This is a genomic window from Oscillospiraceae bacterium, from assembly GCA_031265355.1.
Lineage (GTDB): Bacteria > Bacillota > Clostridia > Oscillospirales > UBA929 > JAIRTA01.
The window spans coordinates 1-22,250 of sequence record JAISCT010000054.1 but is presented as its reverse complement, the minus strand read 5'-3'; the positions used below and the strand labels follow the sequence as shown (position 1 = coordinate 22,250).

The window sequence follows — 22,250 nt, the reverse complement described above, 5'->3', positions numbered from 1 at the left end:
TTTGCAACGCTTTGTCCGTCATTGCCGGGTTGCGCTCGGAAGGAAAAAACCTTTACCAGAGCATATCAGAGATCTTCGGGAAAGCGGATGACTTTAGGTTAGGGTGTGAACTGTAACTGTCAAGTTCGGCTAATGCGTCTCTGATTTCTCTGTAATACTGGGAACTTGTTATTTTTCCGCGCTGCAGCACATGACGGTGTCGTCGGCGTCAATGTTAAAAAAACAATCGAACGCGTTTTCTTCGGCGTGAATGAACGGGGTAAACAGAGCGGCTCCGGCGTTAAGCCAAAATGACTTTAAATAATACCGGACACCAAACTTTTGGCCTCAGCCGACGTGGTTATGAATTTATGGGCTTTCGTTCTGGTGCGGCTTACCCGTTCCGCCAATTCCGGCTTGTCGCAAACAACGTAATAGTCCGCGCCAAACGCCTCAACGATTTCAATCCACAAAAACCTCGTCGTCACGCAGCCTCGGCAATAATATCTTTGTCAAAGTATTGAGCGATTATTTCATTTGCGCATCTGCCCAAAGCCTTCTGAAATTTATGTCCTTGCATGTTAATTCTTTTCTTCTATTCAATTTATGCCGCCTATTCATTTTGCGCAGCTGAAACAACATGTCCGGACAAATTACCGCCCAGATAAACATGCGCGCTTTAGAAAACTGAATATGGCAACTGAATATGGCAAGTTGACAGAAGGGGCGCTAGCGGATATAATATTGTGGTATAAATACCACAATATTATAGGAGGACTGTCAACATGAATATTTCAGAACAACATTCTTAGCGTTGTCAACTTCAAGATATGACCGTTGGGAGAATTTCCAAGAGCATCTAAAGAAACCCTTGGAGGCTCTGTTGGAATTATACCGTCCCTCGTTTTTTGAAAGGGTCGGGCTAAGGTATATTAATGAATTCAAGCGGTCAACGCTAGATCTGCGAGATGTGGCTTGGACTGAACTCATTCAACCATTCGCCTTAGGCTTTATGTCGAATTCCGATATCAGTAATGATGTGCGGAACCTCAATCTCTCTGTTGAACTTAACATCAATAATGGAGCTATTGCTCAGATAAATACCGCCAAGGGGTTCGCCAGAGATGCTATTGGGCTCCCCGTATTGGGCGGAGAGGAGACATTTATCGTTGACGGCGATATGTATATGCTCCATAAAAATACGGGCGAAGTACATTCTTCGCTGACTTACCTTCACGATTATTCAACAAAGCTAATCAGGTCGATTATCACAGACAAACTACACAGTGCAATGGAGCCGAGTGAATTATGAGTAGTCTTAAAACAAGCAGCTTTTACAACGAAGCTAACCAAACCGGGAATATTTTGGCCAAAAAAATAATTTTCAGCGGGATGCGGCCGACAGGCCCCCTGCACATCGGGCATTTGAGCGTCGTGCAGAATTGGGCGGCCCGTCAGGATGAATACGAATGTTACTACGCCGTGGTGGACTGGCATGCGCTGACGACCGGGTTTGAGGATAAGATACCGCTGGGGGAGCTTGTGCGGGCCATTACGCTTGATTGGCTCAGCGTGGGTCTGGATCCGGAAAAATGCGCCGTTTTTGTCCAGTCCGCCGTGAAGGAGCACGCGGAACTGCATCTCTTGTTTTCCATGTTCACGCCGCTGTCGTGGCTGGAGCGCGTGCCGACTTACAAGGACCAGATCCAGCAGCTCGGCCGGGACGGCAAGGATCTGCATATGTACGGTTTTTTGGGCTACCCGCTGCTGCAGGCCGCGGACATCCTGACTTACCGGGCCGAGGCCGTGCCGGTCGGCGAGGATCAGCTGCCCCATATCGAGTTTTGCCGTGAAGTGGCCCGCCGGTTCAACCGCCTTTACGCGCCGGTATTCCCGGAACCGCAGGCGCTCGTCGGTAAAACGCCTCTTTTGCCCGGCACGGACGGTCGTAAAATGAGCAAAAGCTACGGCAATTCCATCGCCATCACCGCCTCCGCGGCGGAAATAGAGGCGCAAACGCGGCAGATGGTCACGGATCCGGCCCGCGTGCGCAAAAGCGATCCCGGCCATCCGGAAGTGTGCGTCGCCCATAAATTTCATCAAATATATTCCGCCGGCCGGATAGCGGAGCTGGAGGAAGATTGCCGCGCCGGGCGCGTCGGCTGCACCGCCTGCAAGAAGGAATTGGCCGGGGCTATCGACGGGGTGTTGGCGCCGTACCGTGACCGCCGCGCTTATTGGGCGGAGGGAGACCGGGTCGAGCAGGTGCTGGCGGCCGGACAGGCGAGGGCCCGGGCCGCGGCGGCGGAGACGCTGGAAGCCGCGCGGGCGGCGATGGGGCTTAGCTCTTGACAGTTAAATTGAAATATGCTATCATTTATCAATGGACACCTAAATATTGGGGTATCGCCAAGCGGTAAGGCATCGGACTCTGACTCCGACATCGGTGGTTCGAATCCATCTACCCCAGCCAGTTTTTTTATGTTTGGGAAATTTTGGATCCCGGGACGAGCCCGGAATGACGAATGGAAGGGTTGGACATGGAAGGGAGCTGAGACGGGCAAAAATGGCGCGAGCTGAGGAAATCATCCGTCTGCGGGACATTTGCATGGACTATGGAGGAGGACTTATCCTTGACAAGCTGAATCTCTATATCCTGAAAAATGAATTTATCACGCTCCTTGGTCCGAGCGGCTGCGGTAAAACGACAACCCTTCGCATCATCGGCGGTTTTGAACAACAAACCAGTGGGGACATTCTGTTCGAGGGCAAAAGCATCAGTCATTTGCCGCCCTTCGCCCGGAAAGTCAACACTGTTTTTCAACATTACGCCCTTTTTTCCCATATGAACGTATACGAAAACGTGGCCTTCGGCTTGCGCATCAAGAAGCTGCCGGAAGCGGACATAACGCGCAAGGTCGGCGAAGTCTTAGAACTCATGAATCTGCCCGGATTTGAAAAACGGGAGATCGAGTCGCTGAGCGGCGGGCAGCGGCAGCGGGTGGCCATCGCCCGCGCCGTCGTCAACGAGCCGCAGGTCCTCCTGCTGGACGAACCGCTGGGCGCTCTGGATCTGAAACTGCGCAAGGAAATGCAGATCGAGCTGAAAAATATCCAAAAAGGCCTGGGCATCACCTTTGTTTTTGTCACCCACGACCAGGAGGAGGCGCTGACCATGTCCGACACGATCGTCGTCATGCGGGACGGGCTGGTGCAGCAGATCGGCACGCCCATCGACATATACAACGAGCCGAAAAACGAGTTTGTCGCCGGTTTTATCGGTGAAAGCAATATCCTGGACGGCGTGATGCGCGCCGATTATCACGTCAGTTTTGCCGGTCGCTCCTTCGAGTGCGTGGACAAAGGCTTCGCCCCGGATGAGGATATCGACGTCGTCGTCCGCCCGGAAGACATCAAACTCGTGCCCGCCGGCAGCGGTATGCTGCGCGGCGTCGTGACTTCCGTCATTTTCAAGGGCGTGCATTACGAGATGCTGGTCAAAGTCGGCGAGCGGGAGTGGATGCTGCACAACACGCTGATGGAGCCGGTGGGGCGGGAGATCGGCCTGGACATATACCCGGACGATATCCATGTCATGAAAAAGAGAAACCCTTGAGGAAGAAACTGCTCAACGGGCCGTATCTGGCGTGGATGCTGGTTTTCGCCATCCTGCCTTTGTTTATCGTCGTCTGGTACGCGCTGACGGCGGAGATCGGCGGGGAAAGAAGTTTTTCCGCCGGCCACCTCGCGCGCGTTTTCGAGCCTATTTATCTGCGCGTCCTGTGGCGTTCGCTGAAACTGGCCGCGGTCAGCACTTTGCTCTGTTTTTTCCTCGGCTATCCCGCCGCCCTGATCCTGACCAGCCGGCAGTTCCGGCGCCGCTCCATCCTCGTCGTGCTGATCGTCCTGCCGATGTGGATGAATTTTCTCGCCCGCACTTACGCCTGGCTGACTCTTTTGGAAAAAAATGGGGTCGTAAACTCCGTCCTCTCCTTCCTGCATTTGCCGGCGTTTAACATCCTGTACACGGACGCGGCCGTGATCCTCGGCATGGTTTACAATTTTCTGCCGTTCATGATTTTGCCGATCTATTCCGTTTTGTATAAAATAGATCACTCCCTGATCGAAGCGGCGGAGGACCTCGGGGCCACGCCTCTCGTCACCTTCCGGCGGGTCATTTTTCCGCAAAGCTTGGCCGGGGCGCTGTCCGGCGTCGTCATGGTCTTCATGCCGGCGATGACGACTTTTGTCATCCCCCGTCTGTTGGGCGGCGGCCAGTATACGCTGATTGGCAATCTGATCGAGCAGCAGTTTCTCACGACATACGACTGGGGCTTCGGCTCCGCCCTCTCGCTTTTCCTCATGGCGCTGCTGCTCGTCACGGGCGCGCTGCTCATGCGCTCGCGCGGGGACGGGGAGGGCGGACTATGGTGAGGCGGGTGAGTTCGCGCGTTTATCTCGCGCTCGTTTTTCTGTTTCTCTACGCCCCCATCGCCGTCCTCATGATCTTTTCCTTCAACAGCGCCCGCTCGCGCGGGGTCTGGGGCGGATTCACCCTGGACTGGTACGCGCAGCTTTTTCATGACCGCCAGATCATGTCCTCCCTCTACTACACGATCGCTTGCGCCGTCCTGGCTTCGGTTTTCGCCACCGTCCTCGGCACGGTGGCGGCGATCGGGCTGTCCGGGATGCGCGGCCTGCCCAGGGCGCTGACTGCCCAGCTCGTTTATTTGCCCATGATCAACCCCGATATCGTCATGGGGCTTTCCCTCATGCTCCTCTTTATCTCGATCAAGATCCCCCTCGGTTTTCTGTCGATGCTGCTGGCCCATATCACGTTTTGCCTGCCGTTCGTCATCCTCTCCGTCCTGCCGAAACTGAAACAAACGCAGGCCGAGCTCTACGACGCGGCGCTGGATCTGGGGGCCACGCCGCTCATGGCTTACGCCAAGGTGATAATCCCGCAGATCAGGCCCGGCATCCTCACCGGTTTTCTGCTGGCGTTCACCATGTCGATCGACGATTTCGTCGTCAGTTTTTTCACTACCGGCAACGGCGTGACCAATGTGGCGATCACCATATACGCCATGGCCCGGCGGGGAATGAACCCGAAGATCAACGCCCTGCTCACCATCATGTTTGCCGGGGTGATCTTGCTGCTCTTCATCGCGAACCGCCGGACGGCGGACGCGAAAACCCGGCGATGACGCGATCGCCGCCTCGGGTCATGCCGGAATCGGGACGAGCAAGCCCGTCCCCTACGTCATTCCAGCGTCATGCCGGAATCCAAAAACATTTTCGCTAAATTTTGACATTTTCTGAGGAGGAAAACAATTGAAAAAAAATCGCGCCTTCCAAAAATCCGGAGTTTTCCGCGCGCTGCTGCTGGCCGCTCTGCTGGCCGCGGTTCTCCTGCCCCTTTCCGCCTGCGGCGGCGGCTATACCGAGACCGTCATCGTTTATAACTGGGGAGACTATATCGATCAGTCGGTATTGCGGGATTTTGAGCGGGAATACGGCATCCATGTGATCTACGAGGAATTTGACACCAACGAGAGCATGTACGCGAAGATCAAGGCTGGCGGCACGGCTTACGACGTGGCCATCCCCTCGGATTACATGATCAAGCGCATGATCGACGAAGGCGGGCTGGTAAAGATCGATATGGATAATATACCCAATTACCTCCATATCGAGGACCGTTTTAAAAACCTGTCCTACGATCCGCAGAACGAGTATTCCGTGCCTTTTTTCTGGGGGACGGTCGGCATCCTTTTCAATAAAACGATGGTGGACGAGCCGGTGGACAGTTGGGAGATCCTCTGGGACGAAAAATACGCGAAAGAAATTTTTATGCTGGACAGCCAGCGCGACTCCATCGGCATCACCCTGAAACTGCTGGGTTATTCGCTGAACAGCGACGACGCGGATGAGCTGGAGGCGGCCAAAGCGAAACTGATCGAGCAGAGACCGCTCGCACAGGCTTATGTTGGGGATGAGGTCAAAGATAAAATGATCGCCGGCGAAGGGGCCATAGCGGTCGTCTGGTCCGGGGACGCCCTGAATATGATGCTGGAAAACGAGGATCTGGATTTTGCCCTGCCGCGCGAAGGCACGAATATCTGGACTGACGCCATGGTCATTCCGACTACCAGCCGTAATCCGGAAGCGGCGGAAAAATTCATCAACTACATGTGCGAAACGGAAATCGCCGCCCGTAACTGCGACTACATCAATTATTCCACGCCGCACCGGGAGGTGCTGGCCGCTCTGCCCGAGGAACTCAAGGAGGACATCCGTTTTTACCCAGGGGAAAACGATCTAGTTATGTCTGAATATTTTGAAGATTTATCGGCGATGCTGCCGGTGTACGACCGCATCTGGACGGAAGTGAAAGCCGTCTATGAGTAAACAGCCATGACCGTCACGCAGATCCTGGCGGCGGAGTTTGCCGTCGCGCCCTGGCAGGCGGAAAACCTGACCGCCCTCTTGGACGAGGGCGCGTCCCTCCCCTTCATCGCCCGTTACCGCAAAGAGAAGCATGGTTCTCTCGACGATCAGACACTGCGCAAGATCGCCGACCGTTTGGCGGCGCTCCGAGCGCTGGACAAGCGGCGGGGAGAGGTTTTGGCTTCGCTGGAAACGCTCGGCCTGCTGACGGACGCGCTGAAAAAGGCGGTGGAAGCGGCGGCGACCCAGAGCGAGATCGAGGATATCTACCGCCCCTTCCGGCCGAAACGCCGCACCCGCGCCGGCATGGCCAAAGAGAAGGGGCTGGAGGGTCTGGCGGATCTGCTGCAGGCGCAGGCCAAAGACACGCCGGCGCCGGAGATGCTGGCCGCGGCTTATGTGGACGCGGAAAAAGGCGTCGCCGACATCGGCGAGGCTCTCGCCGGCGCGCGGGACATCATCGCCGAGCGCGTCAGCGACGACGCGGAGCTGCGCCGCCGGCTCCGGGCGCTGCTGCAAAGGCGCGGCCGGCTCGTCTCCGCCGCCGCGGCGGACGAAGACTCGGTTTACCGGCTCTACTACGCCTTTGAGCAGCCGCTGGCCAAGCTCGCTTCCCACCGGGTCCTGGCCATAAACCGCGGGGAAGCGGAAGGTTTTCTCAAGGTCAAGGTGATCTGCCCGGAAAGCGAGGCCCTCGCCCTCTGCGAAGGGCTGTATGTCAAAGCGGGGCGGCCCGCGGCGGCGGAGGTAGCGGAAGCGGCGCGGGACGCCTATAGCCGCCTGATCTTTCCCTCTTTGGAGCGGGAGGCGCGGCAGGAAGCGACGGAAAAAGCGGCGGCAGCGGCCATCGGCGTGTTCGGCGACAATCTGCGCCAGCTGCTCATGCAGCCGCCGGTGAAGGGTAGGACGGTTCTGGCCCTCGACCCCGGCATTCGCACCGGCTGCAAGGCGGCGGTGGTGGACCCCGCTTCCCGCGTTTTGGATTCCGGCGTGCTTTATCCGCTGCCGCAGCACGGAAAAGTGAGCGGCTCTAAGCGGCAGATGCTCGGCTGGATCAAAAAATACGGCGTGAACGCCATCGCCATCGGCAACGGCACGGCCTCGCGGGAGACGGAGCTTTTTGTGGCGGAGACCATCGCCGATCTGGAGGAAAAACCAGGCTGCGCTGTGGTGAACGAGGCGGGGGCCTCCGTTTATTCCGCCTCGGAGCTGGCGGCGGCGGAACTGCCGGATCTGGACGTGACGATCCGGGGCGCGGTTTCGCTGGCGCGGCGTCTGCAGGATCCGCTGGCGGAGCTGGTAAAAATAGACCCCAAGGCCATCGGCGTCGGCCAGTATCAGCATGATATGCCGGAAAAAGCGCTGGACGAGCGGCTGGGCGGCGTGGTGGAATACTGCGTGAACGCCGTCGGCGTGGATGTGAATACCGCCAGCCCCGCGCTTTTGGCCCGGGTGGCCGGCATCGGCCCCGCGCTGGCCCGGAGCATCGTCCTTTTTCGGGAGGAAAACGGGCCTTTTTCCGACCGGGCCGGGCTGAAAAAAGTGAAAAAGCTGGGGCCTAAAGCCTTCGAGCAATGCGCGGGTTTTTTGCGCGTTCCGGGCGGGGCAAACCCGCTGGACGCCAGCGCCGTCCATCCGGAGTCTTACGCCGCCGCGAAAAAACTGCTGAAAGTGCTGGGATACGGGAGTTTCGCCCCGGAGCGCCTCGCGGATCTGCGCGAGCGGGCGGAGGCTTACCCTTTGGCCCGGCTCTGCGACGAACTGGGGATTGGCGCGCCGACTTTGCGGGATATCATCGGCGAGCTGCTACGCCCCGGGCGCGACCCGCGGGAAGATCTGCCGCCGGCGCTTTTGCGCACGGACGTGCTTTCCTTAGATGACCTCCGGCCTGGGATGGAGCTTTCCGGCACGGTGCGTAACGTCGTGGATTTCGGCGCTTTCGTGGATATCGGCGTCCACCGCGACGGCCTGATCCATATATCGCGGATGGCGCGGCGGCGTCTGGAGCATCCCTCGCAGCTCTTGGGGGTCGGCGACGTGGTGACCGTTTATGTAGTAGAAGTCGATAAGGAGAAAAACCGGATCTCGCTCAGCCTGCTGAAAGACGATTGATACCCAAGGCAGCGCTACGCATTTACAAAGGTATTCTCTGGAGCCGATGAGCGGACTCGAACCGCTGACCTGCTGATTACGAATCAGCTGCTCTACCTACTGAGCTACACCAGCAACTGTTATGAGAATCGGCTCTCCGCCAACCCCATTTGTCGGTCTGCCACGTTTTCACGCGTTTGAAAATATCTACCCCTCGCCAGACGTACTTTCGACATCTGAACTATTGCTCAGTGTACCACATTTTTCGCGCGGCGTCAATGACCAGTTGTCCGCAAGTCAGTCTTCGGCTTCGGGCGGCGGGGCGGCGGCCTCCGCGGAGGCGCTTTCCGGCAGTACGGCGACGTCGCGCAGTTTGCGCTCAATGGCCCGCGTGCGCGTGCCCACCAGAGCGTCCAGGTCGCCGCGCGCCTGGTCCAGCTTCCTCTGGGCATTCTGCAGGACGCCGGCAAATTTGGAAAATTCTGTCTTTACGCTGCTCAAAACGTCCCACACCTCGCTGGAGCGCTTTTGGATCGCCAGGGTCTTAAAGCCCATCTGGAGCGAATTTAGCAGCGCCGCCATCGTGGTGGGGCCGGCGATGTTCACGTGAAAATCCCGCTGGAGCGTCTCCACCATCCCCCGGCGCACCGCCTCGGCGTACAACCCCTCCACCGGCAGGAACATGACCGCAAAATCCGTCGTGTGGGGCGGACTCACATACTTGGTCTGGATGTCGCGCGCCATCTGCTTTAGCACACGCTCCAGCGCCGCCGCCGCCGCTTCCACCTCCTCGGCCACACCCGCCTCGTAGGCCCGCATGAGCGCCTCGAAGGTGTCGCCGGGAAATTTGGCGTCGATGGGCAGATAGACCGGCCTGTCGCCGTCGCCGGGCAGCCGCACGGCGTACTCCACCACCTCCCGAGAACCCGGCCGCGTCGCCACGTTCGTCTCGTACTGCTCCGGCGCGAGGATCTGCTCCAAAATCGCGCCGAGCTGCAGCTCCCCCAACATGCCGCGCGTTTTTACATTGGAGAGCACCCGTTTGAGATCGCCCACGCCGGCGGCGAGCTGCTGCATCTCGCCCAGCCCCTTGTAGACCTCCTCCAGCCGCGTGCTGACCAGGGCAAAGGACTGCCCGATGCGTTCCTCCAGCGTCTTTTGCAGCTTTTCGTCCACTGTGGCGCGTATCTGCTCAAGCTGCTTGCCGCCTTCCTCCTGAATGTGGCGCAGACGGGCCTCCATCGTCTGCCGCATGGCCTCGAGTTTCTGCTCATTTTGCGCCGACATGCCCTGCAGCCGCCCGTCCAGCGCGGTCAGCCGCTCGCCGACGGACACCCGGAGCTGATCCTGACTGTGCGTCAGGTGCTCGCGCAGCTCGGCCAAACGTCTGTCCTGCGCCTCGGCCGCGCGGCTCTGCGCGCCGGCGAGGGTCTCGCCCAGCGCGCTCACCGATCCGCGCACGGTCTCCCCCGTCTCCTGCCGGACGGCGCGCAACTCCTGCTGCAGCTCCTGCCGCAGCGCCCGCCAGTGCTCCGCTTCCCGCTCCGGCCCCAATCCGTTGCGCCGCAGCAACAACCAGACCGCCGCCAATGACAGCGCCGCCCCCACGCCGGACAGCACCATCGTCACAACACCCCAAACCCCCACAACACCGCGCCCTCTCTTTAATTGTAAATAATTGTTAATTTTCAACTATCCAGTGTACATTGCCGTCACGTGAGCGCCGTGTCCAGGAGCATCATACAGGCAAAACCCAGCATGGCGCCGACGGTGGCGCCGTGGCCGTTGCCGCCGTCCTGCGCCTCCGGGATCAACTCCTCGACGACGACGAACACCATAGCGCCCGCCGCGAAGGACAGGGCATACGGCAGCACCCCCCGGAGGCTAACCGCCAGCACCGCACCCACGACGGCGGCCAGCGGCTCCACCATGCCCGAGACCTGCCCGTACCAGAAACTCTTCGGCCGCGAGAGCCCCTCCCGGCGCAACGGGATCGAGACGGCCGCTCCCTCCGGGAAATTTTGGATTCCTATGCCCACGGTGAGCGCGACAGCCGACGCCCACGCGTCCGGATAGACGGCGGCGCTGCCAAAAGCCACGCCGAAGGCGAGCCCCTCCGGGATGTTGTGCAGCGTGATGGCCATGACCAGCAGCACGCTGCGCCGCCAGCCGGACCGCAGCCCCTCGGGCGCGGCCTCCGGCTGCGCGTGCAGATGGGGCAGCAGGCGGTCGGCCAGATAGAGAAAAAGCCCGCCCAGCAAAAACCCAACCAGCGCGGGCACGGGCGTCGCGCTCATCTCGATGGCGGGCGCCAGCAGCGACCAGAACGAAGCGGCGATCATCACGCCGGCGGCAAAGCCCAGCATCAGATCCAGCGCACGTCGGTCGATGCCTTTGAAAAAAAACACGGTGGCGCCGCCGAGCGCGGTCATCCCCCATGTGAACAGGCCGCCCAACAGCGCGGCCAACACGGGATGCAAAGCAACCCCCTCCTCAACCGGGTGTTACCCGGGTGTCATATTGTCAATCGCACACAGCGCGCCAGAAACGCCCTGACGGCCTCGAACACCTCCGCGCACCGGGTCGGCGTGCGGTTCGCCGTGCGTCTGCGGTGCATCTTTTTTATTGTACATCCGGGACAACCGCCTGTCAATTTTCCAATTTTCTCGAAGTGCGTGATGGAGGATGCCAATTCTTCAGAAGTATGATATGATAGAGATACTTTTTGCCGCCCGTACGCCATTTTATGCCGCGGCGGGGTATTTTGATACCCAGCGGACGGGCGGCGCCGACCGGGAGCCGTTTGCATGCATGTGATCGTCACAGACTGCCACTACCGCACCACCCCCGCGTTGATCCGGGAACTGGCGTCGGCCGGCCACACCGTGACCGCCGTCTGCGAGGCGTCCCACACGCCGGTCGGCCTGCGCTGCCGGCAGGTCGAGCATGCGCGGCTGCTGCCCGCCGGGCTCTCCGAGATCGACTACCGCGAGGCCCTGCTGGACCTCTGCCACAGCCGCGGACGCCCCGTGCTGCTGCCGGTGGGCGCCCGCACGGTGGACATCCTCGCCCGTTTTGCGCCGCACTTCCGCCCGGCGGCCCATTTCCTCGCGCCGACGCCGGAGGCGCTCGAACGGGCCAATGACAAAGCCGCAGTGGCCCGGGAGGCCATACGCCTCGGGATCCCCGTACCCGCCGCTTTCGCGCCGGAGGGCGACGAGCCCCTCGAGCACTTCGCCCGACGGCTCTCCTACCCCGTAGTGCTCAAATACCGCTGCGGAGAGAAGCTCGGTCTCCCGGCCGAGCGGCGCTACACGATAGCGCGGTACGCCACGGAATTTTCGCGGCGCTACCGCACGATGGAGGACGTGCAGGCGCCCGTCCTCGTCCAGGAGTACATCCGGGGCCGCGGGCTCGGCGTCTCGGTGCTCATGGACGCACAGTGCCGCCCCGCCCTCGTCTTCTGCCACGAACGGCTGCGGGAATACCCTGTCTCCGGCGGTCCGTCGACCGCCTGCCGGTCGGCCTGGTTCCCCGTCCTCGCCGACCGGGCCGTCGCGCTCTTGCGCGCGCTGCGTTTTTCCGGTTTTGCCATGGTGGAGTTCAAAGGTACGCCAGAGAACGCGCGGCTGCTTGAAATCAACCCCCGTCTCTGGGGCAGCTTTCCGCTGGCCTGCCTCTGCGGCGCGGCGCCGGGCCGCCGGTACGTCGACGCGGCCTGCGGCGTGACGCCGGACCCGCCCGGGCGCACTTATCAGACCGGTTTTCGGATGCAATATTTTTTCAGCGACGCCGCGGCCGCGTTCGGCTATCTGCGCCGGGGCCGCCTGGACCACGCGGCGGCGTTCGTCGTCGATTGCCTGTCCCCCCGCACCAAAGGCGGCGTATTCTCCGCCGCCGACTGGCCCGGCTCTTTGGCATATGTCCACAGTTTGCTGCGAAGGAGACGCGCGCCGTGAGATTTGATATGCATGTCCACTCCTGCGCTTCCCACGATGGGCAGATGACGCCTGCGGCGCTTTTCGCGGCCGCCCGGCTCGCCGGGCTCGCCGGACTCGCCGTCTGCGACCACAATACACTGCAAGGCGCGCGCGCGGCGCTGGCGGCCTGCCCGCCGGATCTGTGCGTCGTCCCGGGCGCCGAATACAGCACCGAGGCCGGGCATGTGCTGGCCTATTTCATCGAAACCGGCGCCGAGGAGGCCGGGCTGCCCCGCGACGCGGCCGGGCGGTTTGCCCTCGGCGCGCTGGCTCGGTTCGTCCACGGGCAGGGCGGCCTCCTGATTGCGGCCCACCCCTACCGCCACCAGACGCGCCTGCCGGAGATCCTGCCGGCGCACGTGGACGGCTGGGAGCTGTTCAACGCCCGCCAGATGGCCGCCGCGCCCGACAGCACGGCCCGCACGCGGGCCGCCGTGCGGATCCATCCGGGTCTCGTCACGGCGGGGTCCGACGCGCACCTGCCCGCCGAAGTCGGACGGGCCTACGTGGAAGCCGACGCGCGCACCGCCGCCGCGCTCCGCGCGGCCCTGGAAACAGGGCGATACCGCTGCCGCGGCTGCCCCGCCTTCCGGCGCCACGAGGCCCTCGGCCGGCTGCGCACCGACCCACCCGGGGCGGGGCGGCGGCTGAAAAGCCTCCTGCGTCTGGGGATCTTCTCGGCCCGGGACGCCCGCGACCGGCTGCTCCACCGCAAATGCTGGGAGGACTTTGCCCCCGAAATTACGGCGCCGGATCCGGCGCAAAAAAATCCGACGCAAGGGAATGAAGAACGATGAACATCCCCCTGTTTGGGCTGCTGCGGCGGATCAGCCGTCTCCGCAAGGCGCGGCTGCGCGCGCGGGCCGGGCGGTATCTGTCGGTGTGCCGCCGCATCGAATGCGTCTACCCGCCGGCCGAGCGGGTCTGCGCGATGACCTTCGACGACGGCCCCTCGGCCCTGCCCACCGCCCCCGACGTCGCCAAGGGGCGCAGTCTCACGGCGCACCTGCTGGATGTGCTCGCGCGCTCGCACGCGCACGCCACCTTCGACGTCATCGGTTCCACCGCGGAGAACTACCCGGACACAGCGGGCGAGATCCACACCCACTTTGTCTTCGGGCGCGCCTACGACCATTACGCCCGCTTCGAGCAGGACGACCAGGCCGGGGCTCTGGCCTGCGCCTGCCTGCTGCGGCGGCTGACGACGGAGGGCCACGAACCGGCCAACCACGGCTATCGGCACGTGCTCTTCGGCCCGAACCGCACGGTCTACCGTTCCCGCCGCTTCTTTCGCACGGCGGACGAGGTGCTTGCCGACCTCACGCGCCTCCACACGCTGGTGGAGCGGGAGACGGGCGTCGGCATGACGCTCGCGCGGCCGCCCCACTATGTGGACCGTATCCCAGACGGGCACAATGCCTACGACGTGTACGCCTCCATGGGCTATCACTACTTGGCCGCGTCTGTGGACGGCGGCGGCTGGCAGCCCTCCCGCGGGTCGTACGAGGACGACGTGGAGGACATGGTGGTCCCGTTGCGCACATTGCTGCGGCAAGACCCGAACGCGCTGCGCGGCGCCGTTATCTTCCAAAAGGACGGTTACAACATGTCGTGCCAGACGCCCATCGCCTCGGCGCTGCCGCGCCAGCTCGCGCTGCTGGCGGAATACGGCTACCGCGTCGTCAGCGTTTCACAGCTTCTGGCGCTCTCCCCGTTTGCCGACCTGCCGCCGGACGACCCCTGCTTCGCCGCCGCGGCCGCGCTCGACCGGGCGGGGCATGCCATCGGGTACAAAAACAACACCTTTCAGCCGGACCGAACCGTCACGCGGGGAGAACTGTGCTTCATGGCAGCCCCGCGCGCGGCGCTGGCCGACCGGCGGCCCTTTGTCTCGGGCGCGCGCGCTACCGGCTTTTCCGACATACCCGGCGCCCACCCCTACGCTCCGGCCGCCGCCTGGGCGCGCGAGACAGGTCTCTTTACCGGCGCGCGGTTCTCCCCGGAGACGCCGGCCGCGCCGGCCGAGATTCGGGGCGTGGCGCGCGCGCTGGGCGCGGACCCCGGCGCCGTGCCCGACAACAGCCGCCGCGCCGCCGTACTGGCGCTGTGGGGGCTGCTGATAGGCGCTTCATGTTAACCGGAGGAGATGTCACTATGTCGATGGAGGTCCTGTTTGACGAGACGCTCGGCGTCTGCCGCGCCATCTTCGCAGAGAAGCTGCTGGATTACGGCCCCACCTGGCTTGTATTTCGCTGGGTCTCGCTGATCGACCAGATCTGGATCAAACTGCGGCGGCTGCGCACGCTGGAACAAGCCGACACGCCGGCACAGGTGGCGGACACGCCCGCCGACGAATACCACGGCGTCATCAACTACTGCGTGATCGGCCTGATGAAGGCGTCGGGCGCGCTGCCCGGCGACGACGCGGTGCTGGCGGATCCGACCTTGCTGCACGCCCGCGACACGGCGGCTCTCCTCGCCTGTTACGACGGCGCGGCGGCCGAAGCACGGGCGCTTATGCTGCGTAAGAACCACGACTACGGCGGCGCCTGGCGCGACATGGCCGTGCCCTCTATCACCGACCAGATGCTGATCAAGACGCTGCGCATCAAAAACATCCTGCTCACGCGCCGCACGGTGTCCGAACCGGACGGCATCGCGGCGCAGTGCTCCGATATTTTAAATTACTGCTTGTTTTCCCTCGCCCTGTTGGCAGATAACAGTTCGACAGATAACAGATAACAGACTGTTTTGCTCAGCCGGCGTCCACGTGAACGGAGACCCACTGCATGTGGTGAAAACCACAAGATGTAGTGGGTCTTCGTGCGGAGAAACAGAAAGGAAAGCTTTTCTCGGCCGCCGCCGCAAAAAAGACTTGACGAATGGAGATTCGTGGTGTATGATATCAACAATTGTAACCGAAATGTAACTTTCTGTTTCTGCAATTTAACTTTTCAGTGGGTGGCGTTCTTTGCCGCCAGGCTCTCCGGCCGTCTGGGCCGGGGGCGCGGCGATGAACGCCACCCGGATACTTGGGTGAGGTGATTCCATGACCGAGGAGGTTCTGACCGGTGTGTCCGTCCTCTCCCCGGCGGCCGAACACCGCGGGTTCCCCGCGCTCCGGCCCAACGCCAGGCCAAAGCCCGCACGGCGCGCCACCCCTTTCTCGCGCGCGGCCATCTGTCTCGCGGCCGCGGCGCGGCGCGGTCTTCGGTCGCTGACCAGGCCTTGCTCGGCCTTGCTGGGCGGACAAATTGTCCGCTGGCAGGCTGTCGGCGCGCGCCTTTGGGCGCTTCTTTACGCCGCCTGTGCCCTGACGGCCGTCTTTGGGGAGACCGCCGGGGCGGTTTTGACCGACTTTTTCCTCCGTCTGCACCTGTGGGGCGCGTGCGCGCTGTCCGCGCTGCGGCGTCGATTGGGCGCCCGGACCAACGCGCGGATCCTTTTTGCCGCGTGCGGGCTGCTGCTGCTTTTGACCGTCTACTACACGCTGGGACTTGAGGTGGTGCTGGACGGCCGTTCCCTCGGCTTCGTCTCCTCCCAGTCGGAATTTGCGGAGGCGGTGAAGTGCGTGTCGGCCCGCGCCGCCGACATCCTGCATTACCCATATTACCTGAATCCGAACGTGACCTACCGCTACTCCTTTGTCGACCGGCATCTCGTCTTTGACGGGGCGGAGGTGGAGGAGATGCTCTTTGCCCAGATCTCCGAGATCAAGAAGCTCTATGTGCTCTCGGTGGACGGCGTCGCCGTCACGGCCAGCGAGGATCGCGACGGTCTGACGCGCGTTCTGGACGAAGTGCTGCACCGCTTCAGCGGGGACGGCACGGTCGACAGCGTTTCGTTTGTGCAGGACATCCGCGTCGAACGCCAGTGGACCGATCGGGCCCTGGAGCAGCCGCTGCCCGAGATCCGCTCCTTGCTGCTGGGCGACATCCGCGGCGAGCAGTACGACACGGCGGCGGCGGGCGACAGCTTTGCCGGCATCGCGCTACGCAACGGCATGAGCGTGCAGGACCTGCAGACATTGAACCGCGACGTGGCGCCGGAGGCGCTGGCGGACGGCACGCCGCTGGTCGTGCAATGGACGCTGCCTTTCCTGTCCGTGGAGGCGCGCCGGAACATCCAGTACGAGGAAGAGATCCCCTACGCCTCCTCCCAGATGGACGACGCCTCGCTCTATACGGGCGACACGGCCGTCCGGGTGAAGGGACAGCCGGGCCGCGCGCTGGTCTCCGCCGAACTGCGCTACGTGAACGGTCTGGAGGTCGGGAGTGAGGAGTTCGGCCGCGAGACGCTTGACGCGCCGGTCGACGAGGTCATCGCCGTGGGGATCAAAAAACGGCCGCCCAAGTCCCCCACCGGCACGTTCATCCGCCCGTTCTGGGGCCGCTACACCTCGGGCTTCGGCAGTCGGACGCTGTTTGGCGTACGGCGCAATCACGAGGGACTCGACTTCGCGGGCCCCTCCGGTTCCCCCATCGTGGCCTCGGACGGCGGCGTCGTCACGTTCGCCGGCAGTCGCAGCGGTTACGGGCTGTGCGTGGTCATCAGCCACGGCAAGGGGATCACCACCCTCTACGCACATTGCAGCAAACTGCTGGTCCGTGCGGGGCAGGCAGTGGCCCAGGGCGAGCGCATCGCCAACGTGGGCAGCACCGGCCGCTCCACCGGCCCGCATCTTCACTTCGAGGTCCGCGTGGGCGACGTCCCCCGCAACCCTTGGAATTATCTTGAGTGAGCCAGTACGTCAGAAGGGGCGGCATTTTGCCGCCCCTTCTGTTCACTCAGATGATGTTGCAAGGGATGAAACAGTGAAACGAATCGATCGGGATCGGTTCCTCGCACATGCAGATGACGCCGCCGGCGGCCGTTTGCACCGCCGTCTTTTCTAAAACGGAGAACTTTCTGACCGCTCGCCGGTCGGGATTCGCCGACTTTTTAATCTCCAGCGGATGAACGGCATTGTTTTCCTCGACGAAGACGTCAATCTCTTTCGCGTTGGCATCGCGGTAGTATGTCAGCTCCGCTTTTGACGGCGCGTATGCGTAGTTTTTCACAAGTTCCATCACCGCGTAGTTCTCAAAGAAGTGTCCGCTTGCCGCGCCGTTCATCAGCGTTTCGCGTGTCAGCCACATGGAGAGGTGCGCGGCAAGACCCGTATCACAAAAGTAGAGTTTGGGTGTTTTGGTCAGGCGCCTCAGTGCGTTGTTGGCATAGGGTTTCAACAGATAGACGACCCCCAAACCCTCCAGAATCTGGAGCCACGCCTTGGCGGTGGGTTGAGAGATGTCGGCGGCGTCAGCCAGCGAGTTGGATATGTCTGGAAGTTTGTGGCCGCTTTGTGTGCAGAGAGAGCGGTTGCCGGCGGGACCGTTTGTGCGGGCGGTTTCGTCCCAGGCGTACTGCCCTTCGTGTTCGCGGCGGACTACTGCCGGGTCTTCTGTGCGCCATTTCACAAAGGGGGGATAGGACAGAAGTTTTTCGTAAGCGCATGCTTTTATCATCTGCACGTTGTTCCGCGCTTTTGACAAGCGCGGAGTGGGACAACGCGTTGTAGCGAAGAATATAATTCACACAAAAAGGGAGATTACAAGATGAGACATGGAGTAAGGAAAGCGGCGGCGCTCGCGCTGTCGTTGGTGATGGCGTTGGGCGTGTTTTCACCTGGAGCGACGGCGGTCGCGGCGCCGAGTTGGACGGTTTCTTCGCCGGACGGTGCGGTCGTGCTTACGCTCGGTCTGTCCGACGCAGGCGTGCTGTCCTATGCGGCGGCGATCAGCGGGCGCGAGGTGCTGCCGTCGGCGGCCATGGGGCTAAATGTAACGGGCTACGAGGATTTTTCATCAGGGCTGACGTTCGTTTCGGCGAGTGCGGCGGTTGAGATCGACGAAACGTACCCGATGTATTCCGGCAAAGCGTCGGAATACACCAACCACGCGTTTGAGAGAACGTTCAACTTCATCAAGAACGGCAAGCCGTTTGCCGTCATCGCCCGCGCGTACGACGACGGCGCGGCGTTTCGCTACGCACTTGACGGCGACGGTTCATACGCCATGGCGGCGGAGAACACGTCTATCGCACTGCCATCCGGCGCAACCATCTACGGCCAGACGTACCGAAACGAGTATGAGGGGCTGTACGGCACGTATACGCCGGCGGCGATGACGGCCGGCGGCGGGTATTGTATGCCGCTACTGATCCGGACGGCGGCGAACGATTGGGCGCTGTTCGCGCAGGCGGAATTGAACGGAACATACGCCGGAACAAAACTTGTCCCGTCGGGAACGAGCGGCCTGCTCGATTTTGCATACGCCAACGGCGCACCTATCATCGACCTGCCGTTTCAATCGCCATGGCGGTTGACTGTTATCGGCGATACCAAAGCGATTTTTGAAACGCAGATGTTCGAGAACCTATGCGCAGCCAGCGTTGTGGAAGACGCGGCCGACTGGGTGAAACCGGGCGTCACCAGTTGGTCGTGGCTGTCCACGGGTACGTCGTCCATGGGTGACGGCGATCTGCAAATGCGCTTCCTCGACCTTGCGGCGGAGATGAACTGGGAATACACGCTGCTCGATCACAATTGGTGGAACCACAGTGCGCAGACGTTCCCAAGCTGGGCGGACAACCTGTTCGCCAGCGCGGCCGAACGTGGCGTCGGCGTCTGGGTCTGGGAGGACGTGGCCAATCTCAACACCCACGCCAAGCGCAGCGAACGTTTCGATAAATGGGCGGCGAAGGGCATTGTCGGCGTAAAGGTTGACTATATGTATTCCGAGGCGCAATCGATGCTGAAGATTTACGACGACATATATGAGGACGCGTTGGCATACGGCTTCATGCTCAACTTCCACGGCTCGAACCTGCCCGGCGGTGAGCGGCGGACATATCCGCACGTCGTCGCGCGGGAAGGCGTACTCGGCGCCGAGCACGGCGGGTCGGTCACCGCCGCGTATAACACGATGCTGCCGTTCATCCGCAACGTGACGGGCCCGATGGACTATACGCCGTCGCTGCAGACGCGGGTCAGCGGCAAATATACATATACCCACGGCGTCGCGCTTTCCGTAGTCTACGAATGCGGCGCGTCAACCAACGGCGACACGCCCGTCGTCTACCGCAACTCCGGCGCGTACAACTTTCTGAAGGGGATACCGTCCGCGTGGGACGAATCGAAGCTGGTGAGCGGCGTTCCGGGGCAACACGTCATTGTCGCCCGCAGAAGCGGCGAAAACTGGTACGTCGGCGCGATCACTGCCGCCGCCCGCACCGAAACATTGGCGCTTGACTTTCTTGACGACGATGTGACGTATTACGCGTCGATATTCACCGACGCCACGTCAACGACCACTACGGGCCAATATTTCGTTCCGGTTACGCGCGAAAGCATCATATCGCTGCCAATGCTCACCGGCGGCGGCGCGGCCGTCAAGCTGACGAAAACGTCTCCCGTCAGTCTGGACGCCATATCCCTGTCCGATAAAGTCGTAACGCTGATGGCCGGCAGCTCCAAAAGCGTCGGCGTCACGTACGAGCCCACCGACGCAGACGCCATCGCCGCAGCGGCGTGGGCAAGCGCCGACCCCGCCGTGGCGACCGTCGCCAACGGCATGATAACCGCCGTCGCCGAGGGCAACACGACCGTGACGGTAATGGTCGGCGACTTGACAGCGAGTGTCTTGGTATCGGTCTATCCGAACTTCAAACGCGGGACAATGTGGCGCGTCGTCGGTGAAACGGGCAAAACGTATCTATCCGCGCCGAACCAAGTGACGACGATGCTCGAACCCGCTGACATATGGAAGGATCGGGCGAGCGGCACAAATGTATACCTGACGGACGCGCCAGACGGCGATTTCGACGTGACCGTTGCACTGAAGGCGCTGCTGTTCTCCGCCGTGCAGTCGGCGGGACTGATCGCATGGGTCGATAAGGATCATTACGTGTCGGTCGTTCGGCGGTTTCATAATACGTACGGCGGGCAGTGCTTCGCCGTCATATCGGAGCGCAGTTCGTCCGAGGCGTATGAACCGGCGATCTCCGACAAGGAATTGTACGAACGATACGGCGAGGAATACGCCGATACGGACAACGTGTTCCTGCGCATGGTAAAAGCGGGAAATAATTTCGCCGGTTACGTCAGTATGGACGGCGTCAATTGGCGGCTCATCGCCGAGCAGACGAATGCCCCGGTGGGCGGATCGTCCGCGCTCAGCATTGGGCTGTTTAACACGGGCGACACGCCGACGGAAGTCAAATACACCGACTTCACAGTCAACGGCGACGCCATCTTGTTCACGGCGAATCAAGATCAGATGCCCTATGTCCGCAATCCGGTCTGGCGCGTCGACAGCGAAACGCCCGCCTATCTGGTCGGCGTAGCACCGTCTCGGCTGGAATTGCAGACGCAGGCCGGCGATATGTGGAACGCCGGCACCAGCGCCAGAAACGTTTGGAACGTTTTGGGCGAAGGCAACGCCGATTTCGACACACGGGTCAAACTGACATATACGCCGACCGGCAACTATCATACCGCCGCACTCATCGCCTATGTCGATCAGAACAATTACGTGGCGGTGTCTCGGTTCTACGACACGCGGCGCGTCGCCGAAGTCGGCAGCGCCAACGCCTTCAAGGTTACGACGGAGGTCAACGGGACGGGCGCGACGCAGGACGACGCCAGCCTTGGCACGACGAAAGGCTACGTGTCAGGCGCAGACGTAGACGCGACGTGTTGGCTGCGGCTCGTGAAGGTCGGGACGAGTTTCACTGGATATTTCAGCGAAACGGGTGAGGACGGCACATGGACGCTCGTCCGCGCCGCCGTGACGAACGCGATTGGCGCCAACGCCAACTTGAAACTGGGCATATACACCGCCTCCGGCGGTACCGGCGCAGCGGCGATCTCCGCCGTGTTCGAGGATTTCACTCTGGATGACGCGGTCGTGCCGTTTATGATTCCGGACGAGAGCGGCGGCGAAACAGTCGGTTTCGCCAAATCGATTGTCACCACCGGCGAATATGCGACGGCAGGCGCCACCTTCGGCACCTATGCGTATCTCCGCGGCGAAGGCGCGGCGAGCGTCATATTGGCCGCATATGACGTCAACGGCAAACTGACGGCGTTGTCGTCGTTGCCCAACGTCGCGCTAACCAATACGCTATCAAGGGCGGCGTTATCGATAACGCCGCCCTCCGCAGGTGTCGTCAAACTGTTCATCTGGGACAGCGACTCATACACACCGCTGACGTGCCATACGGTTTGGGAAGTAAAGTAAGTGCCACCTGTCTGCCGCCCTGTCTCACGGACAGGGCGGCAGACATTTCTGCAAACAGACGGCGATTTCATGGCTAGTAGGCTGTGTCATCTAAAGGTTGTCAGCAAGCGGCGAGGATTTTTTTCGTCAGACAAGGCGGCGGGTTCCGCTGATACTGGCGTATATCAGCGGAACCCGCCAACGCTGTCTAGCGGGAAAAAGACCGGCGCTTGGTAAACATTTAGGTGACACAGTCTACTAGTGTACTGTATCATTGATATCCACGCATACTATTTTCCGCTAATTCTACGCTATAGGGTTGGCCCAAACTTAGGATACAAGGATATCAATCTCTTGCGTGAATCCTTAGCTCTGAAATGCCAATTAATTTTTGCCGTCTCAGAATTTCGGCGAACTTCCCATGCTGCAAGTTCATTCCGCAGGGTGCCCATATTATCAATTCTACGCGAAAGACACTGCCTTGTCATGA

Annotated in this window: 16 protein-coding genes and 2 tRNA genes; 14 read left to right on the top strand and 4 right to left on the bottom strand. The window is 61.4% G+C overall.

What is annotated here, in order from left to right; all coding sequences use genetic code 11:
• Positions 1-793 precede the first annotated feature (793 nt).
• The 8 genes from LBK75_08235 (at position 794) to LBK75_08200 (ending at position 8,541) form a co-directional block, all read left to right on the top strand.
• Entirely contained in the window at positions 794-1,291 is a 498-nt protein-coding gene (locus tag LBK75_08235) for a TIGR04255 family protein (protein ID MDR1158274.1), read from the top strand.
• Complete coding sequence (gene trpS, locus LBK75_08230; GenBank protein ID MDR1158273.1) at positions 1,288-2,331, top strand: tryptophan--tRNA ligase; 1,044 nt, start codon at positions 1,288-1,290, stop codon at positions 2,329-2,331. The genes LBK75_08235 and trpS overlap by 4 nt, the downstream gene beginning before the upstream one ends.
• 47 nt (positions 2,332-2,378) lie before the next feature.
• Positions 2,379-2,452, top strand: a tRNA-Gln gene (locus LBK75_08225).
• Between the two features lie 93 nt (positions 2,453-2,545).
• On the top strand, positions 2,546-3,595 hold the full coding sequence (locus tag LBK75_08220) for an ABC transporter ATP-binding protein (protein MDR1158272.1): 1,050 nt from the start codon (positions 2,546-2,548) through the stop codon (positions 3,593-3,595).
• A complete protein-coding gene (locus LBK75_08215; GenBank protein ID MDR1158271.1) occupies positions 3,592-4,413 on the top strand; it encodes an ABC transporter permease in 822 nt (273 codons plus the stop codon). The genes LBK75_08220 and LBK75_08215 overlap by 4 nt, the downstream gene beginning before the upstream one ends.
• Positions 4,407-5,186, top strand: a complete 780-nt coding sequence (locus LBK75_08210; GenBank protein MDR1158270.1) for an ABC transporter permease — start codon at positions 4,407-4,409, stop codon at positions 5,184-5,186. The genes LBK75_08215 and LBK75_08210 overlap by 7 nt, the downstream gene beginning before the upstream one ends.
• 127 nt (positions 5,187-5,313) lie before the next feature.
• Entirely contained in the window at positions 5,314-6,390 is a 1,077-nt protein-coding gene (locus tag LBK75_08205) for an ABC transporter substrate-binding protein (protein ID MDR1158269.1), read from the top strand.
• A 6-nt stretch (positions 6,391-6,396) separates the two neighbouring features.
• Entirely contained in the window at positions 6,397-8,541 is a 2,145-nt protein-coding gene (locus LBK75_08200; protein MDR1158268.1) for an RNA-binding transcriptional accessory protein, read from the top strand.
• A gap of 38 nt (positions 8,542-8,579) precedes the next feature.
• Here the strand turns inward: LBK75_08200 and LBK75_08195 are convergent.
• From LBK75_08195 to LBK75_08185, 3 genes are all read right to left on the bottom strand, one after another.
• Positions 8,580-8,655: transfer RNA gene (locus tag LBK75_08195), tRNA-Thr, on the bottom strand.
• Between the two features lie 162 nt (positions 8,656-8,817).
• Positions 8,818-10,167, bottom strand: a complete 1,350-nt coding sequence (gene rmuC, locus LBK75_08190) for a DNA recombination protein RmuC (GenBank protein ID MDR1158267.1) — start codon at positions 10,165-10,167, stop codon at positions 8,818-8,820.
• 65 nt (positions 10,168-10,232) lie between these two features.
• Positions 10,233-10,952 (bottom strand): ZIP family metal transporter, encoded by a 720-nt coding sequence (locus LBK75_08185; GenBank protein MDR1158266.1) that lies wholly within the window; start codon positions 10,950-10,952, stop codon positions 10,233-10,235.
• A gap of 375 nt (positions 10,953-11,327) precedes the next feature.
• On the opposite strand from LBK75_08185, the gene LBK75_08180 reads away from it, so the two are divergent.
• The 5 genes from LBK75_08180 (at position 11,328) to LBK75_08160 (ending at position 17,241) form a co-directional block, all read left to right on the top strand.
• Positions 11,328-12,479: an ATP-grasp domain-containing protein gene (locus LBK75_08180; GenBank protein ID MDR1158265.1), complete on the top strand. Its 1,152-nt coding sequence runs from the start codon at positions 11,328-11,330 to the stop codon at positions 12,477-12,479.
• Complete coding sequence (locus tag LBK75_08175; protein MDR1158264.1) at positions 12,476-13,297, top strand: CehA/McbA family metallohydrolase; 822 nt, start codon at positions 12,476-12,478, stop codon at positions 13,295-13,297. The genes LBK75_08180 and LBK75_08175 overlap by 4 nt, the downstream gene beginning before the upstream one ends.
• The gene (locus LBK75_08170; protein MDR1158263.1) at positions 13,294-14,637 is read left to right on the top strand and encodes a polysaccharide deacetylase family protein; all 1,344 of its coding nucleotides are present in this window, start codon (positions 13,294-13,296) and stop codon (positions 14,635-14,637) included. Before LBK75_08175 ends, LBK75_08170 begins: the two co-directional genes overlap by 4 nt.
• Positions 14,638-14,654: 17 nt before the next feature.
• Positions 14,655-15,242: a DUF1599 domain-containing protein gene (locus tag LBK75_08165; protein ID MDR1158262.1), complete on the top strand. Its 588-nt coding sequence runs from the start codon at positions 14,655-14,657 to the stop codon at positions 15,240-15,242.
• Between the two features lie 307 nt (positions 15,243-15,549).
• Positions 15,550-17,241, top strand: coding sequence for a peptidoglycan DD-metalloendopeptidase family protein (locus LBK75_08160; protein MDR1158261.1), 1,692 nt, complete (start codon positions 15,550-15,552; stop codon positions 17,239-17,241).
• A gap of 46 nt (positions 17,242-17,287) precedes the next feature.
• On the opposite strand, the gene LBK75_08155 is transcribed toward LBK75_08160, so the two are convergent.
• Positions 17,288-18,007, bottom strand: coding sequence for a DUF4143 domain-containing protein (locus LBK75_08155; protein MDR1158260.1), 720 nt, complete (start codon positions 18,005-18,007; stop codon positions 17,288-17,290).
• Between the two features lie 90 nt (positions 18,008-18,097).
• On the opposite strand from LBK75_08155, the gene LBK75_08150 reads away from it, so the two are divergent.
• On the top strand, positions 18,098-21,781 hold the full coding sequence (locus tag LBK75_08150) for a glycoside hydrolase family 97 protein (GenBank protein MDR1158259.1): 3,684 nt from the start codon (positions 18,098-18,100) through the stop codon (positions 21,779-21,781).
• Positions 21,782-22,250: the final 469 nt, after the last annotated feature.